Annotated in this window: 24 protein-coding genes; 1 reads left to right on the forward strand and 23 read right to left on the reverse strand. The window is 42.5% G+C overall.

The genetic code is table 11. The annotated features are described in order from the left end of the window. Positions 1-39 precede the first annotated feature (39 nt). From DDZ16_RS01695 to DDZ16_RS01710, 4 genes are read right to left on the reverse strand one after another with little or no spacing between them, the layout of a single operon-like run. Positions 40-1,239 (reverse strand): YeeE/YedE thiosulfate transporter family protein, encoded by a 1,200-nt coding sequence (locus DDZ16_RS01695; protein WP_109262682.1) that lies wholly within the window; start codon positions 1,237-1,239, stop codon positions 40-42. 12 nt (positions 1,240-1,251) lie between these two features. After that, the gene (locus tag DDZ16_RS01700; RefSeq protein WP_109262683.1) at positions 1,252-1,776 is read right to left on the reverse strand and encodes a YeeE/YedE thiosulfate transporter family protein; all 525 of its coding nucleotides are present in this window, start codon (positions 1,774-1,776) and stop codon (positions 1,252-1,254) included. A gap of 12 nt (positions 1,777-1,788) precedes the next feature. Beyond that, entirely contained in the window at positions 1,789-2,448 is a 660-nt protein-coding gene (locus DDZ16_RS01705; RefSeq protein WP_109262684.1) for a cytochrome b/b6 domain-containing protein, read from the reverse strand. Between the two features lie 16 nt (positions 2,449-2,464). Further along, positions 2,465-4,057 (reverse strand): tetrathionate reductase family octaheme c-type cytochrome, encoded by a 1,593-nt coding sequence (locus DDZ16_RS01710; RefSeq protein WP_109262685.1) that lies wholly within the window; start codon positions 4,055-4,057, stop codon positions 2,465-2,467. Positions 4,058-4,784: 727 nt separating this feature from the next. Between DDZ16_RS01710 and DDZ16_RS01715 the strand changes: the two genes are divergently transcribed. Next, on the forward strand, positions 4,785-5,282 hold the full coding sequence (locus tag DDZ16_RS01715) for a DUF4168 domain-containing protein (protein ID WP_232526524.1): 498 nt from the start codon (positions 4,785-4,787) through the stop codon (positions 5,280-5,282). 67 nt (positions 5,283-5,349) lie between these two features. Here the strand turns inward: DDZ16_RS01715 and DDZ16_RS01720 are convergent, their stop codons facing one another. The 19 genes from DDZ16_RS01720 to DDZ16_RS01810 all read right to left on the reverse strand — a co-directional run bounded on the left by DDZ16_RS01720 (position 5,350) and on the right by DDZ16_RS01810 (position 20,891). Next, positions 5,350-5,715 carry a hypothetical protein gene (locus tag DDZ16_RS01720; protein ID WP_109262686.1) on the reverse strand — a complete coding sequence of 122 codons (366 nt, stop codon included), beginning with the start codon at positions 5,713-5,715 and terminating at the stop codon, positions 5,350-5,352. Continuing rightward, positions 5,694-6,251: an HD domain-containing protein gene (locus DDZ16_RS01725; protein WP_109262687.1), complete on the reverse strand. Its 558-nt coding sequence runs from the start codon at positions 6,249-6,251 to the stop codon at positions 5,694-5,696. The genes DDZ16_RS01720 and DDZ16_RS01725 overlap by 22 nt, the downstream gene beginning before the upstream one ends. Positions 6,252-6,309: 58 nt before the next feature. Continuing rightward, entirely contained in the window at positions 6,310-6,906 is a 597-nt protein-coding gene (gene hisIE, locus DDZ16_RS01730; RefSeq protein WP_109262688.1) for a bifunctional phosphoribosyl-AMP cyclohydrolase/phosphoribosyl-ATP diphosphatase HisIE, read from the reverse strand. A 71-nt stretch (positions 6,907-6,977) separates the two neighbouring features. Continuing rightward, positions 6,978-7,733 carry an imidazole glycerol phosphate synthase subunit HisF gene (gene hisF, locus DDZ16_RS01735; RefSeq protein ID WP_109262689.1) on the reverse strand — a complete coding sequence of 252 codons (756 nt, stop codon included), beginning with the start codon at positions 7,731-7,733 and terminating at the stop codon, positions 6,978-6,980. Between the two features lie 43 nt (positions 7,734-7,776). Next, entirely contained in the window at positions 7,777-8,133 is a 357-nt protein-coding gene (locus tag DDZ16_RS01740) for a four helix bundle protein (RefSeq protein ID WP_109262690.1), read from the reverse strand. A 57-nt stretch (positions 8,134-8,190) separates the two neighbouring features. Further along, entirely contained in the window at positions 8,191-8,922 is a 732-nt protein-coding gene (gene hisA / locus DDZ16_RS01745; protein WP_109262691.1) for a 1-(5-phosphoribosyl)-5-[(5-phosphoribosylamino)methylideneamino]imidazole-4-carboxamide isomerase, read from the reverse strand. 4 nt (positions 8,923-8,926) lie between these two features. After that, complete coding sequence (gene hisH / locus DDZ16_RS01750) at positions 8,927-9,529, reverse strand: imidazole glycerol phosphate synthase subunit HisH (RefSeq protein WP_109262692.1); 603 nt, start codon at positions 9,527-9,529, stop codon at positions 8,927-8,929. Positions 9,530-9,542: 13 nt separating this feature from the next. Next, complete coding sequence (locus tag DDZ16_RS01755; protein ID WP_109262693.1) at positions 9,543-10,064, reverse strand: TlpA family protein disulfide reductase; 522 nt, start codon at positions 10,062-10,064, stop codon at positions 9,543-9,545. Positions 10,065-10,082: 18 nt separating this feature from the next. Further along, on the reverse strand, positions 10,083-10,946 hold the full coding sequence (gene purU, locus DDZ16_RS01760) for a formyltetrahydrofolate deformylase (RefSeq protein WP_109262694.1): 864 nt from the start codon (positions 10,944-10,946) through the stop codon (positions 10,083-10,085). Positions 10,947-11,011: 65 nt separating this feature from the next. Beyond that, positions 11,012-11,791, reverse strand: a complete 780-nt coding sequence (gene trpA, locus DDZ16_RS01765; RefSeq protein ID WP_109262695.1) for a tryptophan synthase subunit alpha — start codon at positions 11,789-11,791, stop codon at positions 11,012-11,014. 194 nt (positions 11,792-11,985) lie between these two features. Further along, positions 11,986-13,176, reverse strand: coding sequence for a tryptophan synthase subunit beta (trpB, locus tag DDZ16_RS01770; protein WP_109262696.1), 1,191 nt, complete (start codon positions 13,174-13,176; stop codon positions 11,986-11,988). A gap of 28 nt (positions 13,177-13,204) precedes the next feature. Continuing rightward, the gene (locus tag DDZ16_RS01775) at positions 13,205-13,813 is read right to left on the reverse strand and encodes a phosphoribosylanthranilate isomerase (protein WP_232526525.1); all 609 of its coding nucleotides are present in this window, start codon (positions 13,811-13,813) and stop codon (positions 13,205-13,207) included. A gap of 44 nt (positions 13,814-13,857) precedes the next feature. Next, complete coding sequence (gene trpC / locus DDZ16_RS01780; RefSeq protein WP_109262698.1) at positions 13,858-14,661, reverse strand: indole-3-glycerol phosphate synthase TrpC; 804 nt, start codon at positions 14,659-14,661, stop codon at positions 13,858-13,860. 17 nt (positions 14,662-14,678) lie between these two features. Then, positions 14,679-15,674: an anthranilate phosphoribosyltransferase gene (trpD, locus tag DDZ16_RS01785; RefSeq protein ID WP_109262699.1), complete on the reverse strand. Its 996-nt coding sequence runs from the start codon at positions 15,672-15,674 to the stop codon at positions 14,679-14,681. 38 nt (positions 15,675-15,712) lie between these two features. Further along, positions 15,713-16,282: an anthranilate synthase component II gene (locus DDZ16_RS01790; RefSeq protein WP_109262700.1), complete on the reverse strand. Its 570-nt coding sequence runs from the start codon at positions 16,280-16,282 to the stop codon at positions 15,713-15,715. 88 nt (positions 16,283-16,370) lie between these two features. Next, entirely contained in the window at positions 16,371-17,795 is a 1,425-nt protein-coding gene (locus DDZ16_RS01795) for an anthranilate synthase component I family protein (protein ID WP_109262701.1), read from the reverse strand. Between the two features lie 263 nt (positions 17,796-18,058). Beyond that, positions 18,059-18,991, reverse strand: coding sequence for a hydrogen peroxide-inducible genes activator (locus DDZ16_RS01800; RefSeq protein WP_109262702.1), 933 nt, complete (start codon positions 18,989-18,991; stop codon positions 18,059-18,061). Between the two features lie 115 nt (positions 18,992-19,106). Then, the gene (gene dnaJ, locus DDZ16_RS01805; RefSeq protein WP_109262703.1) at positions 19,107-20,267 is read right to left on the reverse strand and encodes a molecular chaperone DnaJ; all 1,161 of its coding nucleotides are present in this window, start codon (positions 20,265-20,267) and stop codon (positions 19,107-19,109) included. A gap of 15 nt (positions 20,268-20,282) precedes the next feature. After that, positions 20,283-20,891 (reverse strand): nucleotide exchange factor GrpE, encoded by a 609-nt coding sequence (locus DDZ16_RS01810; protein ID WP_109262704.1) that lies wholly within the window; start codon positions 20,889-20,891, stop codon positions 20,283-20,285. Positions 20,892-21,048 lie beyond the last annotated feature (157 nt).

Below are 21,048 nucleotides of genomic sequence, written 5' to 3' on the forward strand. Positions count from 1 at the left end.
AGCTGCCATTCTCAATGAATGGCGATGTCTCTTTTTGATTTAGCTACATCCACCCTGTACCCTCGTCATCTTTTTCTTTACGGGTTTTTCGCGAGAAGCAAGATTTTCTTCTATTTCAGTCATTTTTTCAGCTGCTTTTTGCCTGAAATTGGCCACCGTTTTTTCCTGCTTTGACGGATCATCAGAAATAGTAATCTCCCCATAGAAGGTTTCCTGAAATTGAGTGGCTGTTTGTTCCAGTGCAAGACTTGTTTGATTGCCGTGGTATCTGGCTATTAGACAAGCTTGTTTGGCTTGTTGGGTAGAAGCGCCGTAAAATACATTTGTCCTGATGCGCTGGTTCAATAACTGCCGGTATGCAGTACTGTGCAAATCGTCAAGTGGAATATTAATGGCTGTGGCGATATGGAATTTCTCATATTCTTCCGGACTTCTGACATCAATGACATTGTATTTATAGTAATTGTTCGTCAATTCGAAGGCCAGTTTATCTGCATCAATTAAGTCAGGTTTACACTCACCGGAAGCAGCTTTGGCTTCTAGCTTAGACATGACAAATTCTTTTCTTGATGGAGTGACCATGACCAATAGCACGAGAAGCACGGGTATGGCTGCAGCTAATACTTTGTTTTTGGGGTTGCCACCCAACAGACTAACTGGCCTTTTATTGACCTTGTCTTCAATAATACCCGTGGCAAAGAAGGCAAACAGAGCAATAAAAGTCATTATGAGTGCAAATGAAATTCGATTGATTCCAAGTTTCTCATAAATCAAAACAGGCCCTTGGGCATCCATTAGGTAGAAGTCTTTCAGTAAAGGATAAAACTCTCCAAAGGAAAAAATCCCAAGTGTTGCTCCAAGGATGAAGGCCCACCCATCAAGTTTGCCGATGGCAGCAGCACAGGCACTGGTTCCGGGGCAGAACCCCCCAATTACAAACCCCAATCCCATAATGACGCCTCCAGTGAGTGCTGATGGCAGAAACGTAGGATTAACAAAAATGATATCGGTATTTAGTAATTCAAGGTGGGAAAGAATTAACACCCCAGTCATGGCTGTGATACCGGCCGTGAAAAAAACTCTTAAAACTGTGAAGTCGTAACCGTAAAAAAGACCAACCAGTTTTCTGGTGGAAGAAAAACCTGCCTGCTCCAATGCAAAACCAAAGCCTATGCCTACGATTAATGCAATGAGATAATTGTATTCAGGTGCTATAATGTCTGGAATTAATGGTGCCATATTACCCTTTCTTTATCCTTTGATCCATAATTTTCTGAAAAACCAGGCAAACGCGTAAGCGCCGCCAAAAATTGCAAGCATAGTCATTATACCGCCGAAGGACATCACTGCCATTCCACTTAAGGCTGAGCCGCTTGTACATCCGCGGCCTAGTTGACTTCCGAAACCAAATAGAAATCCGCCCAAAATAGCGCCGATAATGCGGGTTGTGTTCTGAACGCCGGGTCCTTTTTCAAGTTTCAGGCCCAAACGGCCTGCCAGAGCGCCTGAAAGAAAAGCACCAACCAAAACGCCCAGCATTTCAAACACCAGCCATGATTTCATGGGCCCATCAGGATGATCCGCTGCATAGTTTTGATAGTAAGCGGTTTCTTCAAAATGCTCAGGTGCAGCTTTTTGTACTGCAGAAACGGCAACACTTTTCATCGCACCGCTGGCACCGAGGCCCCGGCCTGTGACATATATGGTTACCAGCAAAACGAAGCCAAGTAAAACTCCGGCCAGGTATGGGTTCATAAATTTATTACTGTGGTCCATATTGTTGTGTTTTTATTTTTTAGGAATGTCGGAAAATTCCGATTCGTATAAGTTCTCTTCAGGCTCATCCTCTTCGAGGTTTTCATAACCAGTAAGCATGGCTTTAATGTTGGATGTGGGTGTTTCTCCTGTTGTGGTCATGTATATGTGTATAATGGCAAACATGAGTATTAGATATGCTCCCAACGTATGTAAAAATGCGATTACATTTAAGGGGATATCGCTAACAATCACCATATCGTTGGCATCAATAGAGCGGTAATACATATAAACCAATCCGGTAATGACCAGCAAAGGTGCCATTACCAGTTTGAAACCAAGATAGGTAAGTGCCTGAAGCGGGTTGAGCTTGTTTCTTACTGATTTTCGGGTGGGATGAGGTTCTCCCTTGAAAATGCCTAATGTATAATATCGTATTTGCGCCTGTAACTTTGAAAATGTGGGGATGTACTGCTTCCATTCTCCGGTTGTAAAGTGCCAAAATATGGAAAAAGCAATCAGGGTCAGCAACATCCAGGCTGCAAATCTGTGAGATTCTACCGCCTGCTCATATCCAAAGAGTGAAAAGCTGCCATGTACTTCAAAGCCTGTTAGAGCCAGAAAGAAAATTAATGCAGCTTGTGACCAGTGCCAGAATCTTTCGAAACCTTTATATATATATACCTTTTGCATAATTCAAAATGGAATTTTAGAGTTCGGTGTTAATTTCTCTTGTTTCTACTTCTTTGTTTTTGATGGAAGCTACGATGCGTCCTAAACCATGGAGAACAACCCCTGCAAGGGCAGCAATAAGAAGAAGTTTTCCGATTAAATCTAATCCTGCATTGGAATCACGGCCGGGCATGTAAAAATTGTCCAGTCCGGCAAGGCGGCTGTCTTCCCGTCGATGGCATTCTTCGCATGACAGTGCCTCTTCCTTGGGGGCTACCATATGATTGACCGGCCAATACATTTCTGTGTTTACGAACTTGTAATTTCCACTGTAAGGTAAGCCAACTCTTTTCATACCTGCCTCGGCAGCTAAATCCCAGTTGAAATCTTTCCAATAGGCGCTATCGCCTTTTTCAGCTGCCCATAGTTTTGGCTGAACAAGCATATTGTTATCAATATCATATATTTGGTCTCCACGGTGAACTTTTACCGGATATATTTTGGCATTTCTGTCGGTTGCTGATCCAAGCAGACTGTTAATCTGAATGGGTATTGAGTTTACCTGATCACCAAGAATGTAATGGGTGGCATGCCCGTTGAACCAATAATACTCAGGTTCAACATTGGTTTCCCAAACAAAAGATCCTTTGATGGACATGTACGTTTCAGCACCGGTAACTGTGTCAGTTTCATGGTAAGGCTTCCCTTCTTTTAGTTTTCCGGCTTCCGACCATCTCCATTCCATCTTGGTTGGATTTACTTTTGCGTAAGTGGGAATGTGGCACGTCTGGCAGGCTACCTTTGAAGTGTGAAGATCCAGGTTTCTGTCCATGTGTGGGGTGCTGGTGTGGCAATGATCGCATGTCAGGCGGTTCTGATCGCTTGATGAAACAGAGTATAGTTTTCCCTTTATATTATGATCTTCTGCAGAGTGACAATCAACGCACGTCATGTTTATACCATTTGCAGCCATGTGCACATCCACCTCTCTGGTTGTAGCCAAAAGTGCTTCTTCCAAATCACCATGTTTCACATTGTTGCCGCCTCCACTGTAAAAGTGACAGGCTCCACAGTTGATGCTCTGAGGTCTCCCGACACTTTGAGCAACCTTTGTCAGGTTTACAGATCTGTCGGGATATCCTGCCATGGAGGCTCCCTTGATGTATTCTTCACTATTGTCATGGCAGACCATGCAATCTACGTTACGGGCATTTTCGAAATCAAAATGATCGTCGCTCATCCCAAATCCAATGTGGCATTTGGCGCAGGCTTGTTCGTTTGAGCTGGCTCCGATACAATAATTATTAAGGACATTGCTTTTTCCCATACTGGCAATCCCTCTTCCTTCGACATAGGATATTCGTTCCCAATTCCAGTGACTGGATGCAATTACCTCTTTATGTCTTTGGTTGTGACACTCAATGCAAGCCTCTGTGACTTCCTGTGGGGTTTTGAAAGTTTTTTGAAGTTCAGGAAACAGAGAATGATCAACATCCGGTTCCGGTTTGATAGCAAATTCCTGCTTGAGCTTTAATTCTCCCAGGTTTGGCAAGGGAGGTTTATAGGCGATGTGAAGTAAAATCAGGATCCCTATTGTAATGGCAATAACAGAAAGTACGACCTTCTTCATGGGGAATATAGTTTGTTTAAAGGTATTGTTAATTTACTTTTTTTTACGGAAATTGTTAATAAATGTTTGAAGTTTCATCGCCACTGAATGGGTGAAGCTTCAAATTGTACATTTTAATGAAAAGTGTTGTGTTCTAAAAGTCCTTAAATCAGTATTTATATCAGTGTTTTAAGGGGTTTGTATGCTGTGTTTTGGTATGGGTAAAAGTAATTATTAATCAAGATATATAAAAATACAAATATATGTAATTAGTAATTTGTAACAAGATTGTTTCTAAATAGTACCAGTCAATAAAGTCAGCTTTTAAACTTATTAGCCATGTGTCTGGTCAGAAAGTGCCAGTTGCAATCCCGAGGCTTCGGGAGCGAAGCTCCAAAAAACGGAGTCCCGATCCTTCGGGATGAGTAATTTTCGGGCAAACGTAACGCGGTAAATGGGACTTTTGGGACACGCACTAAATAGGGACTTAGTCCGCTGGCTGTTATATTTCTCAAATTTGGTTTTCACAATTTTTATTCATTCAAAATCTTGCGGGATAAAAAATCCTTCCCCTAAATCTTTTGTATTCTGTTTGTGTTTTTGTAGGTTCGCATTAACTGATTGGTAGATAAATAGTTGTTTTCAACTTATTCACGGTCAGGAGAAGCGAAATGAATAGCGGACCGAAGGTCATATTGGGTGACCTGAAGATTAAGTTCCGTTAATATTAAAAATTAAAAAGAAGAATATGAATTCATTTAGGAAAACAGTTTTTAGTTTGATGATGTCAATCTTTCTGATTGCGGGAGTAGGTATACAGGCACAGACGCAGCAAGGTATGATGCCTGCTAATGCCCAGCAGTCTCAAAAGGAGTACAGTGAGAAGGAGATTGATGTATTTGCCGGAACGGTTGCAGAGGTAATGCCTATCCAGCAGGAAGCTCAGAAAGAAATGATTAAGAAAATCCAGGAAGGCGGAATGGAACTTAATAACTTCAACCAGATTGCCCGGCAGGTTCAGCAAGGAGGCCAACCTGAAGGGGTGTCTGAAGAGCAGATGGAAAAGTTTCAGGCCATTTCTAAAGAGATCCAGACCATAAACATGGGGATTCAGAAGAAAATGACAAAGGTTATCACAGATGAAGGGATGACGCCTGCTAAGTACCAGGAGATGATTGGAGCGTATAGTTCTAATCCCCAAATGAAGCAAAAAGTGGATCAGAAGTTGGCTGCTATGCAGCAATAAGATTAAGGTAAAAGTCAATGCAATATTATTCCCGTTGTTCATTTCCTGAGCAACGGGTTTTTTTGTTTTAAAGGTTTTGTTGCAAAAAAGAGGAAAGTGTTTTATCTGCAATTTCAATGCACCGTCGGCAGCTTATCGTTCCCTGCTTGCGAATTTGTCTGCAGAAAGGACTTCCCGTTTCTTCTGAAAAAGCTTTGATACATGCATTTTGGGATAAAGGGTGCTTATCTAAAAGAACAAGGGCTCCGTGCAGGGCACCGCAGTAACCTTTGGGCGCACGTCCTGATCCCATTGGTTTCATTTCAGAAATGTCGGCCTCACTTCCTCCGAAATGACAGACCATAGCCTGGGCACAGTTGTATCTGTAATCGGGATGATGGTAGTACCCCGATGCATTTTCAAATTCTTTTTTTACAGGAACATTTGGCACCACAATGAAAATATTTTCACTTTTTCTTCTCCGAATTTCCCCAAGGATTTCATAATCTTTTCCGGGGTTTTTTCTTCTTTCAAATCACGTCCTTTACTGAAGAAGGTGTCTGCAAAGCAGATGATTTGCTCTTCGATGGATCTCGGGATCATATCACGAAGGGGGAGCGGCAGATTTTGTGCTTTTATCTCTTCCTCTGTAAGTCCTGTTCCGGTATGACGCTCACTGACCAGTCCATGCTTATAGAGACCTTCCTTTTCAAGAAGTTCCCGCCCAAGGTAGCCGTGACAGATATATGGATACTCGCCATTGCATCCAATGTCAGGGGCCTCCGTCATGAAAATACCAATGTCGTGAAGTAGGGCGGCTTCAGATAGAAATTGTTTATCGGCATTTAATTCCGGGTGCTTTATCGCTATCTCCAGACTCTTATCCCGGACAAGTTGGCTATGAGTCAACAAAATCTCCCTTGCCGGATGAATGTTTGAGTAGTATTTGTCAAAAATGGTATGAGCCATTTCTATCCCTGACTGCGACATAATCAGCAAAAAATTAAAGATGATCGGGGAGCGTCACACTCCCCGGATCATAATAGTTTTATTTATGTCTTCCCTGAAGCACTTTGATGACGTCTTCAATTCGATGTCCCTTAGCTGTTAAAAGTACCAAAGTGTGGTAGGTTAAATCAGCCACTTCATTGAGGAATAGTTCTTCGTTGCTGTCTTTAGCTTCAATGACTGTTTCTACAGCCTCTTCTCCTACTTTTTGGGCTATTTTGTTGATGCCTTTGTTAAACAAAGAAGTGGTGTAGCTTCCCTCCGGCATGTCTTGCAGACGTTTGTCAATCAGATCCTGAAGGTGGATAAGGAATTCGGCATTACCAAGGTTGGATTCGTTGAAGCAGGTGTCGCTTCCGGTATGACAAACAGGCCCAACCGGGTTGGCTTTAATCAAGATGGTATCGCTGTCGCAATCAGGGGTAATGGAGACCACATTAAGGAAGTTTCCTGATTCTTCGCCTTTTGTCCATAAGCGATCCTTTGAACGGCTATAGAAAGTAACTTTTCCCTCTTTCTGGGTTTTTTCAAATGCTTCTTCATTCATAAATCCCAGCATTAGTACAACGCTGGTTTGCGAGTCCTGCACAATGGCAGGGATTAATCCGTTTCCTAACTTAGAGAAATCTAATTGCATGGTATTGTCTGTCTTTTATTTTAATTACTTGATTGCAAAGATAATAATTTGTCTGTCTTTGCGTGTTTTGGTTATCTTATAGTGATTCCTTCCTTTATCAGGTAGTCTTTTAATTCCGGAACAGGGATTTCATTAAAGTGAAAGATGCTTGCAGCCAAACCGGCATCAGCTTTCCCAATAGTGAATACATCCTTGAAGTGCTCTTTGGCTCCTGCTCCTCCCGAAGCAATAATAGGAATGCCTCTTTCGTCGGAAAGTTTGGCAAGGGCTTCATTTGCAAACCCCTGTTTTACGCCATCGTGGTCCATGCTGGTAAATAAAATTTCACCCGCACCACGCTCTTCAGCTTCTTTTGCCCAGGAGAAAAGTCGCTTGTCGGTTGGGATGCGCCCGCCATTAACGGTTACCGTCCATTCATCTCCCTGCAGTTGTTTTGCATCTATGGCTGCCACAACAAATTGACTGCCGAAATGCCGGGCCATGTCGCTAATTAGTTGCGGATTCTTTACAGCTGACGAGTTGATAGAGATTTTGTCAGCACCGGCATTCAGCAAAGCATCGGCATCGCTCAACTCACTAATGCCGCCACCTACGGTAAAGGGGATGTTGATATGTTGGGCAATCCGCTTAACCAGGTCAACAAATGTTTTTCTTTTCTCGTGACTTGCAGTGATGTCCAGAAACACCAGTTCATCGGCCCCTTGTTCCGCATATAGTGCGCCCAGTTCTACCGGATCACCGACTTCTTTGATGTCCAGAAATTTCACTCCCTTTACGGTTTGGCCGTTACGGATGTCAAGACAAGGTATGATTCTTTTTGCGAGCATTTTTTTAGTTTTTTAGTTCGTAAGGCAGAAGGCAGAAGTTGTGTTAGTTTTTTCGCAATTTCCAGATTAATGACGAAAGCATCTTCTCTATTTCATGGCTTAGGGTGTCAATTTTCTCAAACTCCTCATTGGTACAATAGTGAAGACGATTTGCAATCTCCAGTTGCGTTTGAAACTCATATAAAGAGCCACTTGCAATCTGTAGAAATCTTATATAATCATTTTTGCTGTTCCTGCCATAACCTTCTGCTATATTGCTGGGAATCGATATTGATGATCTTTTTATCTGACTAGTTAATGAATAAATTTCTTCAGAGGGAAATTTTTTAGACAACTTATAGGTGAGGCAGACAAGGTCAATGGCTTTTTGCCAAACAATTAAATCACGATATGATTTCATAATTTATATGGATTAGTTGGTAAAATCTTCTGCCTTCTGCCTTATAACTTCTGCCTGTTATCTCCCCCTTCCCTCAAGCTCCTTAAGTCCAATCCGTCCTTCATAAATGGCTTTGCCAAAAATGACGGCCGGAACACCTGCTTCTTCCAGTTTATCAATGTCGTTCATACTGCTGACCCCACCACTGGCAATTAGCCATAAATCCGGGAATTTCCCAAGAATTTCTTTGTAAAGGTCGGTTGACGGGCCCTCTAACATTCCATCTTTGCTGATGTCGGTGCAAATGGTTTTGGTGATGCCTTTATTTATGTAATCCTCTAAGAAATCAAACAGGTCCAGGGTAGAGGTTTCTGTCCAGCCAGAGACCGCAATTTTTCTATCCTTCGCATCTGACCCCAGAATGATTTTCTCAGATCCGTATTTCTCAATCCAGCCGGTGAATTCATCAGGGTTTTTAACAGCTATGCTGCCTCCGGTTACCATCTGAGCACCACATTCGAAAGCTATCCTTAAATCCTCTGTGGTTTTAAGTCCACCACCAAAGTCCACCACCAGGTTGGTATTACCGGCAATTTTTTCAAGAATGTTATAGTTGATGATTTGTCCGGCTTTAGCGCCATCCAGGTCAACCAGATGAAGGCGGCTGATGCCGCTATCCTGAAACTGGCGGGCTACTTCAAGCGGATCTTCATTGTAAACTTTCTTCGTATTATAATCTCCCTTGCTTAACCGCACACATTTTCCATCAATGATGTCGATCGCCGGGATAAGTTCTATTCTTTTTTTCATTGTCTTAAAGCTCCAGAAAGTTTTTAAGAATTCTTGCCCCTGCGTCGCTGCTCTTTTCGGGGTGAAACTGAGTAGCAAAAAAGTTGTCTTTTTGAAGTGCAGCGCTAAAAGGATGTATGTAATTGCTTTGGGCTGCGGTATCGGGGCCCACTGCTACGTAATAACTATGTACAAAGTAGACGAATTCATTTTCCAGCGAAGCATCAAAGAGTGGCGTTTTTAATTTTGTAAGATTGTTCCATCCCATATGGGGAATCTTCACCTTTTCGGGATTTGAGGTATCCGGAATAAATTTCTTTACGGGTTCGTCGAAGATTCCCAAACAGGGGGTGTTGCCTTCTTCTGAATGACTGCACATCAATTGCATACCCAGGCAAATTCCAAGTACCGGTTGCTTTAAAGAAGGTATCAGTTTATCCAATCCTTCCTGCTTCAGAAATGCCATTGTGGTACTGGCTTCCCCAACTCCCGGGAAGATTACCTTGTCGGCATTTCGGATCGCCTCATGGTCGCTGGTAATCAGGTGGTCTTTGTAACCCAAACGGTCAAGTGCAAAACTTACCGACTGGATATTACCGGCGTTGTATTTTATTATGACAATGTTCATCTCTGTTTTGTTATTATTGCATCAATTCATCAATCCTCTCCACAAGAGAGGAAAATTCTTTTTCGTTGAAAAGGCGGGTAAGAAAAACAATTTTTCCTTCCCGGTCAATCAAAACATTCCTTGTTACACCGGCTTCTTTTTCGGCATAAAGAGAAAATATTTCAGCACCCGGATCCAGTGCCAGAGGATATGTGATACCTGTTTGTTTGGCAAATTCTTTAACTGTTTTAAGTGGCTCATCGCGATCAATGCCAATTACAATCAAGCCGTTCTCTTTGTGTTTTTGCCAGATCTCTTTCTCAATATGCGGCATCTCTTTTCGGCAAACGCCACACCAGCTTGCCGTAAACTGAAGCAAGACCACTTTGCCTTTTTTTTCTTGCAGATTGAATTCTTCACCATTCGTAAGCGTGGTTTTGAAGACCGGTGCTTTTTCACCAACTTCTACAATGTAGCCGCGGCTTTCATTTTTGCTTTGACAAGCTGTAAGTCCTGAAATTATCATTATTGCAAACAGGTATTTGAATAGATGCATGTTGGTAGTTTTGAGTTTTTAGGCAAACACGACGGTTTTGTTATTATATACAAGCGTTTTTCTGTCCAAATGGGCTTTTACAGCTCTTGAAAGAACTATTTTTTCGATGTCCTTGCCTTTCTGAACCAGACTTTCCACAGAGTCATGGTGCGAAATCCGGATAACATCCTGATCTATGATGGGCCCCGCATCCAGGTCAGATGTAACATAATGGCTGGTTGCCCCTATGATTTTAACTCCTCTGGAATGGGCTGCATGATAAGGCTTGGCCCCCGCAAATGCCGGTAAGAAAGAGTGGTGAATGTTGATCACACTGTTGGGGAAATTGGCCACAAATTCTGAGGATAAAATCTGCATGTAACGGGCCAGAACCACAAAATCAACCCGGTGATTTTTTAATATCTCCAGTTCCTTTTCTTCCTGCTCCTTTTTGTTTCCTTTATTAACCGGAATGTGGTAAAAAGGGATGTCGAACTGTTTTGCCACCCGCTCCATCTCTTTGTGGTTACTAATTATTACCGGAATTTCAACCTTAAGTTCCCCTGCTTCATATCTTGCCAGTAAGTCATAAAGACAATGCGAACTTTTAGATACGAATATACCCATACGTGGAATCTTGTATGAGAATTTGAGATCCCAGTACATGTCGAGCGGCTTTCCCAGTAACGGGCCAAAAACGGTTCCAATGTCATTGCGGTCTAATAAGAACCCTTCCAGTTCCCATTCCACCCTCATGAAAAAACGCCCTTCTTCACGGTTGGTGTACTGATCCAGAGCCACCACATTTCCATGATTCTGATGAATAAAATCAGTTACTCTTGCTACAATTCCACGTTGATCCGGACAATGAATCCGTAATATTGCTGTTTCTGTTCTCGGCATATTTGTTAGGTTTTTGATTGCAAAAGTAATAATTTAAAAACCGTTGAGTGTTTGCAGATAACAGTTTATTGGCCATTTTTGAGTTTTTTAATGAATCCGACAATTTCGTTGTGGTCGTCCCCAATGTTTTCAAGATGCTTAATAAAAGCGCTTCCAACAATTGCTCCATGGGCATAATTGCAGACCTCTTTATAATTTTGATGATTGCTGATTCCGAAACCAACCATACACGGCGTTTTTAATTCCATAGAATTGACTCTTTCAAAGTAATCAACCTGTTTAGGTGACAGTCCTCCGTTCCGGGCACCTGTTACTGCTGCAGATGATACCATGTAAATGAAAGAAGTTGAAGCTTTGTTCAGTTTTTTGATTCGGTCGTCAGGCGTTTGGGGGGTAATTAGGAAAATATTGCTAATGCCGTTTTCGGTAAATAACTTTTCGTACTCTTCGATGTAGGTTTCGTAGGGCAGATCCGGAATTATTAGGCCACTGATGCCAACTTCTTTGCATTCTTCAATGAATGCTTCAACTCCAAACTTCAGAACAGGATTAAAATAGCCCATCAAAATCATCGGGATTTTCACCGATTTTTTCAACTCTTTGAGCTGTTCGAAAAGCACTTTGAGTGACATTCCGTTTTTCAGTGCAACTGTGCTGCTGTTCTGAATGACAGGTCCGTCTGCCAGAGGATCGGAATAAGGCATGCCAATTTCCACGAAATCGGCACCTCCTTCTTCCAGGGCTTTAAGCACCGGAAGGGTACTGTCAATATTTGGGAAACCTGCTGTAAAGTATACAGATAATAAATCTTTTTTCTGCTTGAAAAGGGTTTGTAATTTTTCCATTATTCTGTTTGTTCGGTTCGCAGAATTTTTCTGCTAAACGGTAAATGAATAGGTTTGTGTTATTATGGCCTGCTAACTTCTACAATAATCGTAATACATTTATTTTAAGATGGTGGGTTTAACCCATCTTGCCGGGCATGTCTATATTCTGTTTACAGTTTCTTATTTCGTGCGATTTATTGTGTTTGGTTTCATTAAACCAGTTGCAGTCGATCCATGTAGGTCTTCATATCCTTGTCTCCACGACCAGAGATGGTGACAACTACATTTTCACCCGATTTCAGATCGAGTTGATTTAAGGCGGCCAAAGCATGAGCTGATTCAAGGGCCGGAATAATGCCCTCTTTTCGGGTGAGCAACAAGGCTGCATCCAAAGCTTCCTGGTCAGTTACCGACAGGTATTTTGCTCGTCCTGTGTGATTGAGCCATGCATGAAGTGGCCCAATTCCCGGGTAGTCCAGACCGGCAGAAATACTGTATGGTTCAGTAATTTGACCGTCATTGGTTTGCATCAGGTTGGTCATGCTTCCGTGAATAACGCCTGTTTCTCCCAGTGCAATGGAGGCGGCTGTTTTTCCTGAAGACAATCCTTCGCCGGCTGCTTCAGCTCCAATGAGTTTGACATCCGGGTTGTCCATGAAATGATAAAAAGAACCTGCTGCGTTGGATCCACCACCAACACAGGCCACCACATAATCGGGGTCCGACTTATCGGTCTTGTTCCGCAATTGCCATTGAATTTCACCACTAATCACCGATTGCATTTTTGCCACCAAATCAGGATAGGGGTGAGGGCCCACTACTGATCCTATTAGGTAAAATGTGTCCAATGGATTAGCGATCCAGTCCCGTAAGGCTTCGTTTGTGGCATCTTTAAGAGTCCTGCTGCCCGAGACTGCTGATCTTACCTCTGCTCCAAGCATTTTCATCCTTGCCACATTTGGTGCCTGTCGTTCGATGTCTGTTTCACCCATATAAACTATGCATTCTAATCCCATTAGTGCACAAACTGTTGCAGTGGCTACCCCGTGCTGACCAGCGCCGGTCTCAGCAATAATTCGCTTTTTGCCCATTTCGTGCGCAAGCAGAATCTGACCAATAGTATTGTTGACTTTATGACTTCCGGTGTGGTTCAGGTCTTCACGTTTAAGCCAAATATTGCAACCATATTGCTCCGAAAGCCTGGTTGCATAGTATAGGGGAGAAGGCCGTCCTGCATAATCCTCCAGAAGGGTTTTGAAATTCTTCCGAAAACTCTCCGAATTCATGATCCTGATGTAGTTTTCTCGAAGGTTTTCTATGTTTGGGATGAGCATTTCCGGAATATATGCCCCGCCATAGGGACCATAAAATCCTTTTTCGTCGGGTTGAAATGATTCTGACATGAGCTTGTTTGTTGTAAGTTTGGTTACTTTATGATTGTTTTCTGATGGTTTTTATGAATCGTTCAATGGATTCAATGTTTTTTAATCCGGGTTCGATTTCAAATTTACTATTGATATCTACCGCAAAGGGACTGACCGGACAGTCCTCAATGAGTGTTTCAGCATCATTTTCTTCGATGCCACCGCTTAAAAAAAATGGCTTCTCAGAGGGCAGAGCTTTGAGTAAAGACCAGTCGAATTTTTTACCGCTCCCACCATATTTGCGGGTTGGGGTATCGAAGAGAAAATAATCACAGACTTCTTCGTAAGCCATAATTTGGTCAATTTCCTCCATTGAATTTAAACTGAAAGCTTTGATGACTTCCAGCCCCAGGTTTTTTATCGCCCTGCATTGCTCCGGAGATTCTTTTCCATGCAACTGAACAGTGTTTAGGCTTAAGTTCTTGCATATTTCAAGGATGTCCTGATTTTTCAAATTTACAAAAACCCCGGTTTTTTTTATGGATTCCGGGATTTGTTTGATAATCTTGGGCGTTAAGAAACCTCCTGCAAACCTTGGAGATTTAGAGTAAAAAATAAACCCCATATAATCGGGCCCAAGGGCAGTAAGAGCTTCAATGTTCTCTTGCTGTCGCATGCCGCAAACTTTTATTTTTAGGTTATTTTGCATTGTCTTTAATTTCAGGTATTGGCGGTTTTTTGATGGGTGATTTGCTGCCTGAATTCGATGCAGGCTCTAGCCGGATCATCGTGCTTCATAAAGTATTCTCCCATCAGGAACCCTTTGAAGCCTGCTTCTTTCAAAAAAAGGAAATCTTCAGCTGAGTGGATACCGCTTTCAGCTATGGGGAGCATGCTTTCGGGCAGTGAGGAGGCCAGATTGGCAGCGTGCTCCAGATTAACCTCAAAGGTTTTTAGGTTGCGGTTGTTGATGCCCACAAGATCTACGTAGCTGTTGAGAATCTCGGTTTCCGATTCATCGTGTAATTCCATTAGAACTTCCATGCCCAGATAATTGGCCAATGCTGCCAGATCAAATGCCTGCTGCTTGTCAAGGATGGCTGCGATAAGTAGTATTGCACTGGCTCCTATAGCTTTGGCCTCATAAACCTGGTAGGGGTCTATGATGAATTCCTTTCTGATGATAGGCGTTTCGGTCAGATCTCTGGCGGTACTGAGGTCATCATTGCAGCCACCGAAAAAGTCTTTGTCTGTTAATACAGAGATGCCTGAAACACCAGCTTTGGTGTATCCGGGGATAATGTCCTTAATTTTAGCATCAGCATTTATGTTGCCTTTGGATGGTGAGCATCTTTTGAATTCTGATATTACAGGGAATTCAGGATTATTTATCAGACTCTCCTTTAGAGACCTCACCGAAGTTTTAAAATGCCGGTAGTACTCCAGCTCTTTGATGGATGTTTTCTGTTTGGCTCCGGCAACTTCGGTTTTTTTGCGTTCTACTATTTTATCGAGAATATTCATTTTGCCGCTTTGTTTGATTATTGCAAAGACAATAAGGTGTCCAACGTTTTTTTAGCGTTCCCGCTTTTGAGTGAATTTACCGCTTCTTCAATGCTTTGATCAAGCGTTAATCCCGGATTTATGGTATTAATGGCCAGAGCAGCATTGGCTGCTACTGCATTGTTTTGGGCGCTTGAGCCATCTCCTGAGAGAACTTTTTTAAAAATTCCGGCCGATTCTTCCACTGTGCTTCCTCCAAATATGTCTTCTGGCTTATTCTGTGGCAGATTTATATCTTCCGGTGTCATCAGTTTTTCACCATTGTGAGAAATGATCTTGAAGGCATCTGTCAGTGAAACTTCATCGTAACCGTCAATGCTGTGCACAATGCTGAAATTCTTGTCGGTTTGCTGATAAATGTACTGATAGATTCTTGCCAGCTCCAGACTGAATACTCCGACTAATTGATTCTTTGGATCTGATGGGTTTACCATGGGGCCGAGCATGTTGAAAAATGTTTTAATCCCCAACTCTCTTCTAATAGGACCAACGGCTTTCATTGCCGGGTGAAAAAGAGGGGCGTGCAAAAAGCAAATGCCTGCTTTGTCTATTTGATTTTTCAGTTTGTCATTGTCGTTGGTGAATTTATACCCCATGTACTCCATTACATTGGATGACCCGCAAGCCGAACTGACACCTGCGTTCCCGTGTTTGGCCACTTTGTATCCTGCTCCGGCAACGACCAGGGAGGCGAGGGTGGAAATATTAAATGTGTTTTTGCCATCTCCTCCCGTTCCACACATGTCAATGGTGTTGAAATCGGAGAGATCCAGCTTTTTGCATTGCTCAAGAAGGCCGTCGCGAAACCCGGAAAGTTCTTCAACGGTAACCGAACGCATCATGAATACCGATAAAAAGGCCACTACTTCTGATTTGCTGTAGTTTTCGCTGGTAATATTTACCAGTATATTGCGGGCTTCATTTCTGGTAAGGGTGTTGTATTCAAATAGTCTTTTTAATGTAGGTTGTAACATTTCTCAGGTGCTAAGTTGTTAAACAATAATTGAATGATTTATCCTTCCAACCAGTTTTTAATCATTTGTTTGCCATGCTCTGTAAGTATAGACTCCGGATGGAATTGAACCGCCCTGACGTCATATTTTTTATGAGTTATAGCCATGATTTGTCCCTGAATATCTCGGGCAGTTATTTGAAGATCATCCGGAAGGTCATCCTCATTTACGACCCATGAGTGGTAACGGCCTCCCATAAAGGATTCAGGAATCGTATTGAAAAGCAACTCTCTGCGCTCGCATACGGTAATAGGAGTGGCGATGCCATGATAAACACGTGGTAAATTGTAAATGCTTCCGCCAAATACTTCTGCAATGGCCTGGCATCCAAGACAAACGCCAAAAATGGAGTGTGTGGGAGCGAGTTCTTTTATCAAAGATTTTAGAATTCCTGCCTCATCAGGAATCCCGGGACCGGGGGACAAGACTATCTTGTCATAAGCCTTAGCTTCTTCAATCGTAATTTTGTCGTTGCGGAATACAGCCACTTCCTGATTGGCAACTTCTTCAAGGTAATGAACCAGGTTGTAAGTGAATGAATCGTAGTTGTCTATAACGAGTATTTTCATTTTTCTTTTTTTTCGCAAAGACTCAGTGTCTTTTGTTCTTTGTGATTTTCTGTTTTCTCTACTTGGCTATTGTCTGCTTTGACCTGACTTAAAACTCAGCGGCCATTTCGATGGCTTTTTTCAATGCACCAAGTTTGTTGTTTACTTCCTGTAGCTCTTTTTCTTCCACCGATTCCGAAACAACTCCGGCCCCTGCCTGATAGAATAAAGTGTTGTCTTTACTCAGGAAAGAACGAATCATAATTGCCTGGTTGAATGATCCGTCTAGGCCCAGTTTTCCGATGCAACCACCATAATACCCGCGGATGTGGGATTCATATTTGTCAATGAGTTGCATGGCTTTGTATTTTGGAGCTCCTGAAAGAGTTCCTGCCGGAAATGTGTCGGCCATGACACGGGCGACATCATTCGGGTTTCTTAATTTTCCAATTACTTCTGAAACCAGATGCAACACGTGACTATAGTATTGAACTTCCTTATAGGTTTTTACTTCAACTTCTCTGCAGTTGCGGCCAAGGTCGTTGCGGGCCAGGTCTACCAGCATAACATGTTCCGCGTTTTCTTTTGGGTCTTTACCAAGTTCTTCAGCGAGCTTCATGTCTTTGAGGTCATCCCCTGTTCGGCGGAATGTACCTGCAATAGGATTGATTGTAGCAACTCCTTTTTCAATTACCAACTGGCTTTCGGGTGAGGAGCCCATTAACCGGTAATTTCCATAGTCGAAGTAAAACAGATAAGGAGATGGGTTTATATGACGCAAAGCCCGGTATACGTTAAATTCATCACCTTTGAAGGACTGAGAGAATTGTCTCGAAAGCACAATCTGAAATACATCTCCTCTGTAGCAGTGCTGTTTGCCTTTGGTAACCATTTCCTTGTAGGTATCTCCGGTTATTGGCGACTTTTCTTCATCTACCGGGTTAAAGGTAAATGAAGGCACAGCCCTGTTTTTTAAAATCTCAAGTGTGTTTTGAAGATTGGATTCTTCTCCGGGGAGAAGGTGCTCAACAAGATAAAGTTGATTTGTAAAATGGTTGAAGGCTATAACTGACTTGTAGAGATGGTAGCGAATATCGGGGATGGAATGGGGAGCGTTGTAATCAATGTCAAGATTTAGGTCTTCGAAGTATCGGACGGCATCATAGGCAGTGTAACCGTAAAGCCCCGAGGCTGGAACAGAGCAGTTTTTTTGATCTTCTTCAGGGATCTCAAAACTGTTGATAAATTCCTGCATCAGGGCCGGCACTGATTTTTCATCGGGAAGCGATGATCGGGAGGTACTGCCATCCGGATAGCGGCATTTGACCTCTTCTTTTTCAACAATGAAATCGGCCATTGGGTTAAAGCAAATAAACGACAACGAATTGTTGCCACCATGGTAGTCCGAGCTTTCAAGAAGGATTGTATTGGGGAAAAGATCTCTCAACTTCAGGTAGATACTAACAGGCGTAACAACATCGCCGACATGGGCGGGAATCCTGTTGCAGGAAAGATGTAATTTTTGTGTCTTCATAGTCAGGTCTGTATTTGTTCGTTTGTTTCTTGTTTAAAAGCATAAAAAAAAGGCTTGCCGGGGTTCGGCAAGCCTTTTTGATGATATTGTCTGTTTACAATAGTGCATGAGGCCGTCGCCTTCACCCCGAATGAGGAAGGAAAGAATGACGCCACCACCAAATATTGCAAACTGTCTTGTTCATGACTTTTGTTATGTTTTGATTATGCAAGTTTAGGCAATGATTTTTTAATATGCAAGTATTTTTTTCTTCGAATTGTAAATTATCTCCATTTGATCTTCTTTATGTTCTTGGTTTTGTTGATGTTATTAGGGATGTTGTCAAGAATGGCATTTTTTATTTGTTCGATGAGCAATTGTCGGCTGAAGTTTTGATGAACAACAATGCTTACCTCTCTTACAGGTTCAGGTTCTGCAAACCGGCGAACAAATGGACTGTCTGTCATGGAATCGACTGAAAGCTCAGGAACAAGTGTGTAGCCAATGCCTTTTCTTACCATCGATTTAAGAGCTTCAATGCTGCCACTTTCGTAAAAAAAACCAAACGCATTATTGGTCTGATTTTCTTTGCCACAAATGTCCAGAGTCTGGTTGCGGAAACAATGCCCTTCGGTCAGAACCAATACTTTGGCCGGATCCAGGAGTTTGTCTTCAATAAATTTATTGTGCATGAATGGATGATCATAAGGCGCATAGAAGAGAAATGGTTCGTAAAAAAGAGGAACTTCTTTTATTTGTTTTTCGTCTGTCGGCGTTACCATCAGGCCAATGTCTATCCGGTCGTGGTGCAACGCTTTCAGTAGCTGTTCAGACTCTAACTCCTCAATACGAAGATGTGTGCTTGGATTTTCCTGGATAAACTGAGGCAGAAATCTGGGAATGAGATAGGGCGCAAGCGTTGGGATGATGCCAAGACGAAACTCTCCTTCAATGCTCTTTTTTTCGATGGAGACAAAATTGTGAAGTTCATAAACTTCCCTTAGAATCTGTCTGGCCCGCATTATTACCTCTTCCCCTGCCGGCGTAGGTTCAATGGGCTTTTTGCCTCTGTTGAAAATCTTGACATCAATTTCTTCCTCCAGCTTTTTTATCTGCATGGTCAGTGTTGGCTGGGTAATGTGGCAACTTTCAGCGGCATCCACAAAATGACGGTGATCATCAAGTGCAACAATATATTCCAGTTGTTGGATATTCATTTGGTTCTCTGTTTTAGAAGGCAAAAGATATAAAAAAAACGGGAACCTTTTTGGTCCCCGTTTTTAGGAAAATATATTTTATGTATTCGTCTCGGAAAAGAGGGGTCTTTTTATGCTAAAAGATATCTTTCATCTTACTGAAAAAACCACCTTCTTCCTGGTTGGCTTTAGGCTTGAAAGATTCAGACTCTTTCATTTTTTCCAGAGTCTTTTTCTCTTCTTTAGATACATCTGACGGGATCCATACCATTACTCTGACTAAAAGATCCCCTTTGTGGTAACTGTTGACTTCCGGAAGTCCTTTTCCACGCAGTCTGAGAATTTTTCCGGGTTGAGTGCCTGCATCGATTTTAACTTTTACTTTTCCTTCAACCGTTGGGATTTCTGCCGGAGTGCCAAGTACAGCATCGGGAATACCCAATTGGAGATTGTATATCAAATCGCTTCCATCCCTTATTAGCTCGGGATGTTTTTCTTCCTGAATTAGTACCAGCAAGTCGCCATTGATTCCGCCACGACGAGGGGCATTTCCTTTGCCTGAAACAGAAAGCTGCATGCCCTCTTCAACTCCCGCAGGGATGTTGATGCTCACCACTTCCTCTTTGCGCTGAACCCCATCGCCATTACAGTGCGCACACTTTTTGGTAATGGTTTTTCCTTCACCGTTACAAGAGGGACAAGATGAGCGGGTTTGCATCTGCCCCAGAATGGTATTGGCTACACGGGTAACCTGTCCTGTGCCACCACAGGTTGAGCAATTGCTATAGGCGGTTCCGTTGTCTGCACCTGTACCACTGCATTCATCACACGAAACGTATTTCTTTACTTTTATTTTCTTTTCAACGCCATTGGCTATTTCGTTCAATGTCAATTTGACTTTAACCCGCAGATTTGAGCCCTTGTTGACTCTTTGGCCGCCACCCCGGGAGTTGCCGCCAAAACCACCAAAGCCGCCGAAACCACCAAATCCGCCACCAAAGATGTCGCCAAAGTGAGAGAATATGTCATCCATACTCATTCCTCCGCCACCGAAGCCTCCGGATGATGCTCCGCCTACACCGGCATGTCCGAATTGGTCGTAACGTTGTTTCTTTTCGGGGTCGCTCAGTACTTCGTACGCTTCAGCTGCTTCTTTAAATTTGTCTTCTGCCTCTTTGTCACCCGGGTTCTTATCCGGGTGAAATTTCAAAGCCTTTTTGCGATAGGCTTTTTTGATCTCGGCCGCACTTGCACTTTTTGAAACCTCCAGTACTTCGTAATAGTCTCTTTTTGACATGATTAAGTTTTGATTTTATTCTCCTACGACAACTTTGGGGTATCGGATTACTTTGTCGTTCAGTTTATAGCCTTTTTGAATGCAGTCAATGATTTTTCCTTTCAGGTCGTCGGAAGGGGCAGGGATTTTGGTGACAGCTTCATGTACTTCACTGTCAAATTCCTGTTCTTCAGTTTCTATTTCTGAAACTCCTTGTTGCTTTAGGAATTCCTGGAATTTATTATGAATAAGGTCAATGCCTTCCTTTACCGCATCCAGATCACTTGCAGCTCCAAGGTGAGATCTTGCCCGGTCGAAGTCATCAATTACAGGCAGAACGTTGAGCAGGATGCTTTCTCCGGCATTCTTTGAAAGTTCCATTTTCTCACGCAGAGTACGTTTGCGAAAATTATCATACTCAGCTATGAGACGCAGGTGTTTGTCGTTCAGGTCTTCCAGCTGACGTTTTAAAAGCGTTTTTTCGTCTTCAACATCTTCTTTAGCTTCTTTGCACTGATCTTCCTCTTCAGAAATTTCCGCTGCTTCCTCTTTTACCTGCTCTTCCTTTTGTTTCTCCTTGTTTTCAACAGTATCTTGAGCTTCAGAGGCTTTCTTTTGCTCTTCAGTCACTTTTTTTCTGCTCATATTTCGTTTCGTTTTTTTATTATTTGGCGCACAAAGGTATGCAATTTCTTTGCCATATTAAAAACAGGGTCATTTTGGCACATGTGTAACCTGTAAAAATGACAAAGACAGCAAAAAGTCTCTGACTTTTAAGCTGTCTTTGTTGCGCAGTATGGTA

This window comes from Marinilabilia rubra, assembly GCF_003121985.1.
Lineage (GTDB): Bacteria > Bacteroidota > Bacteroidia > Bacteroidales > Marinilabiliaceae > Marinilabilia > Marinilabilia rubra.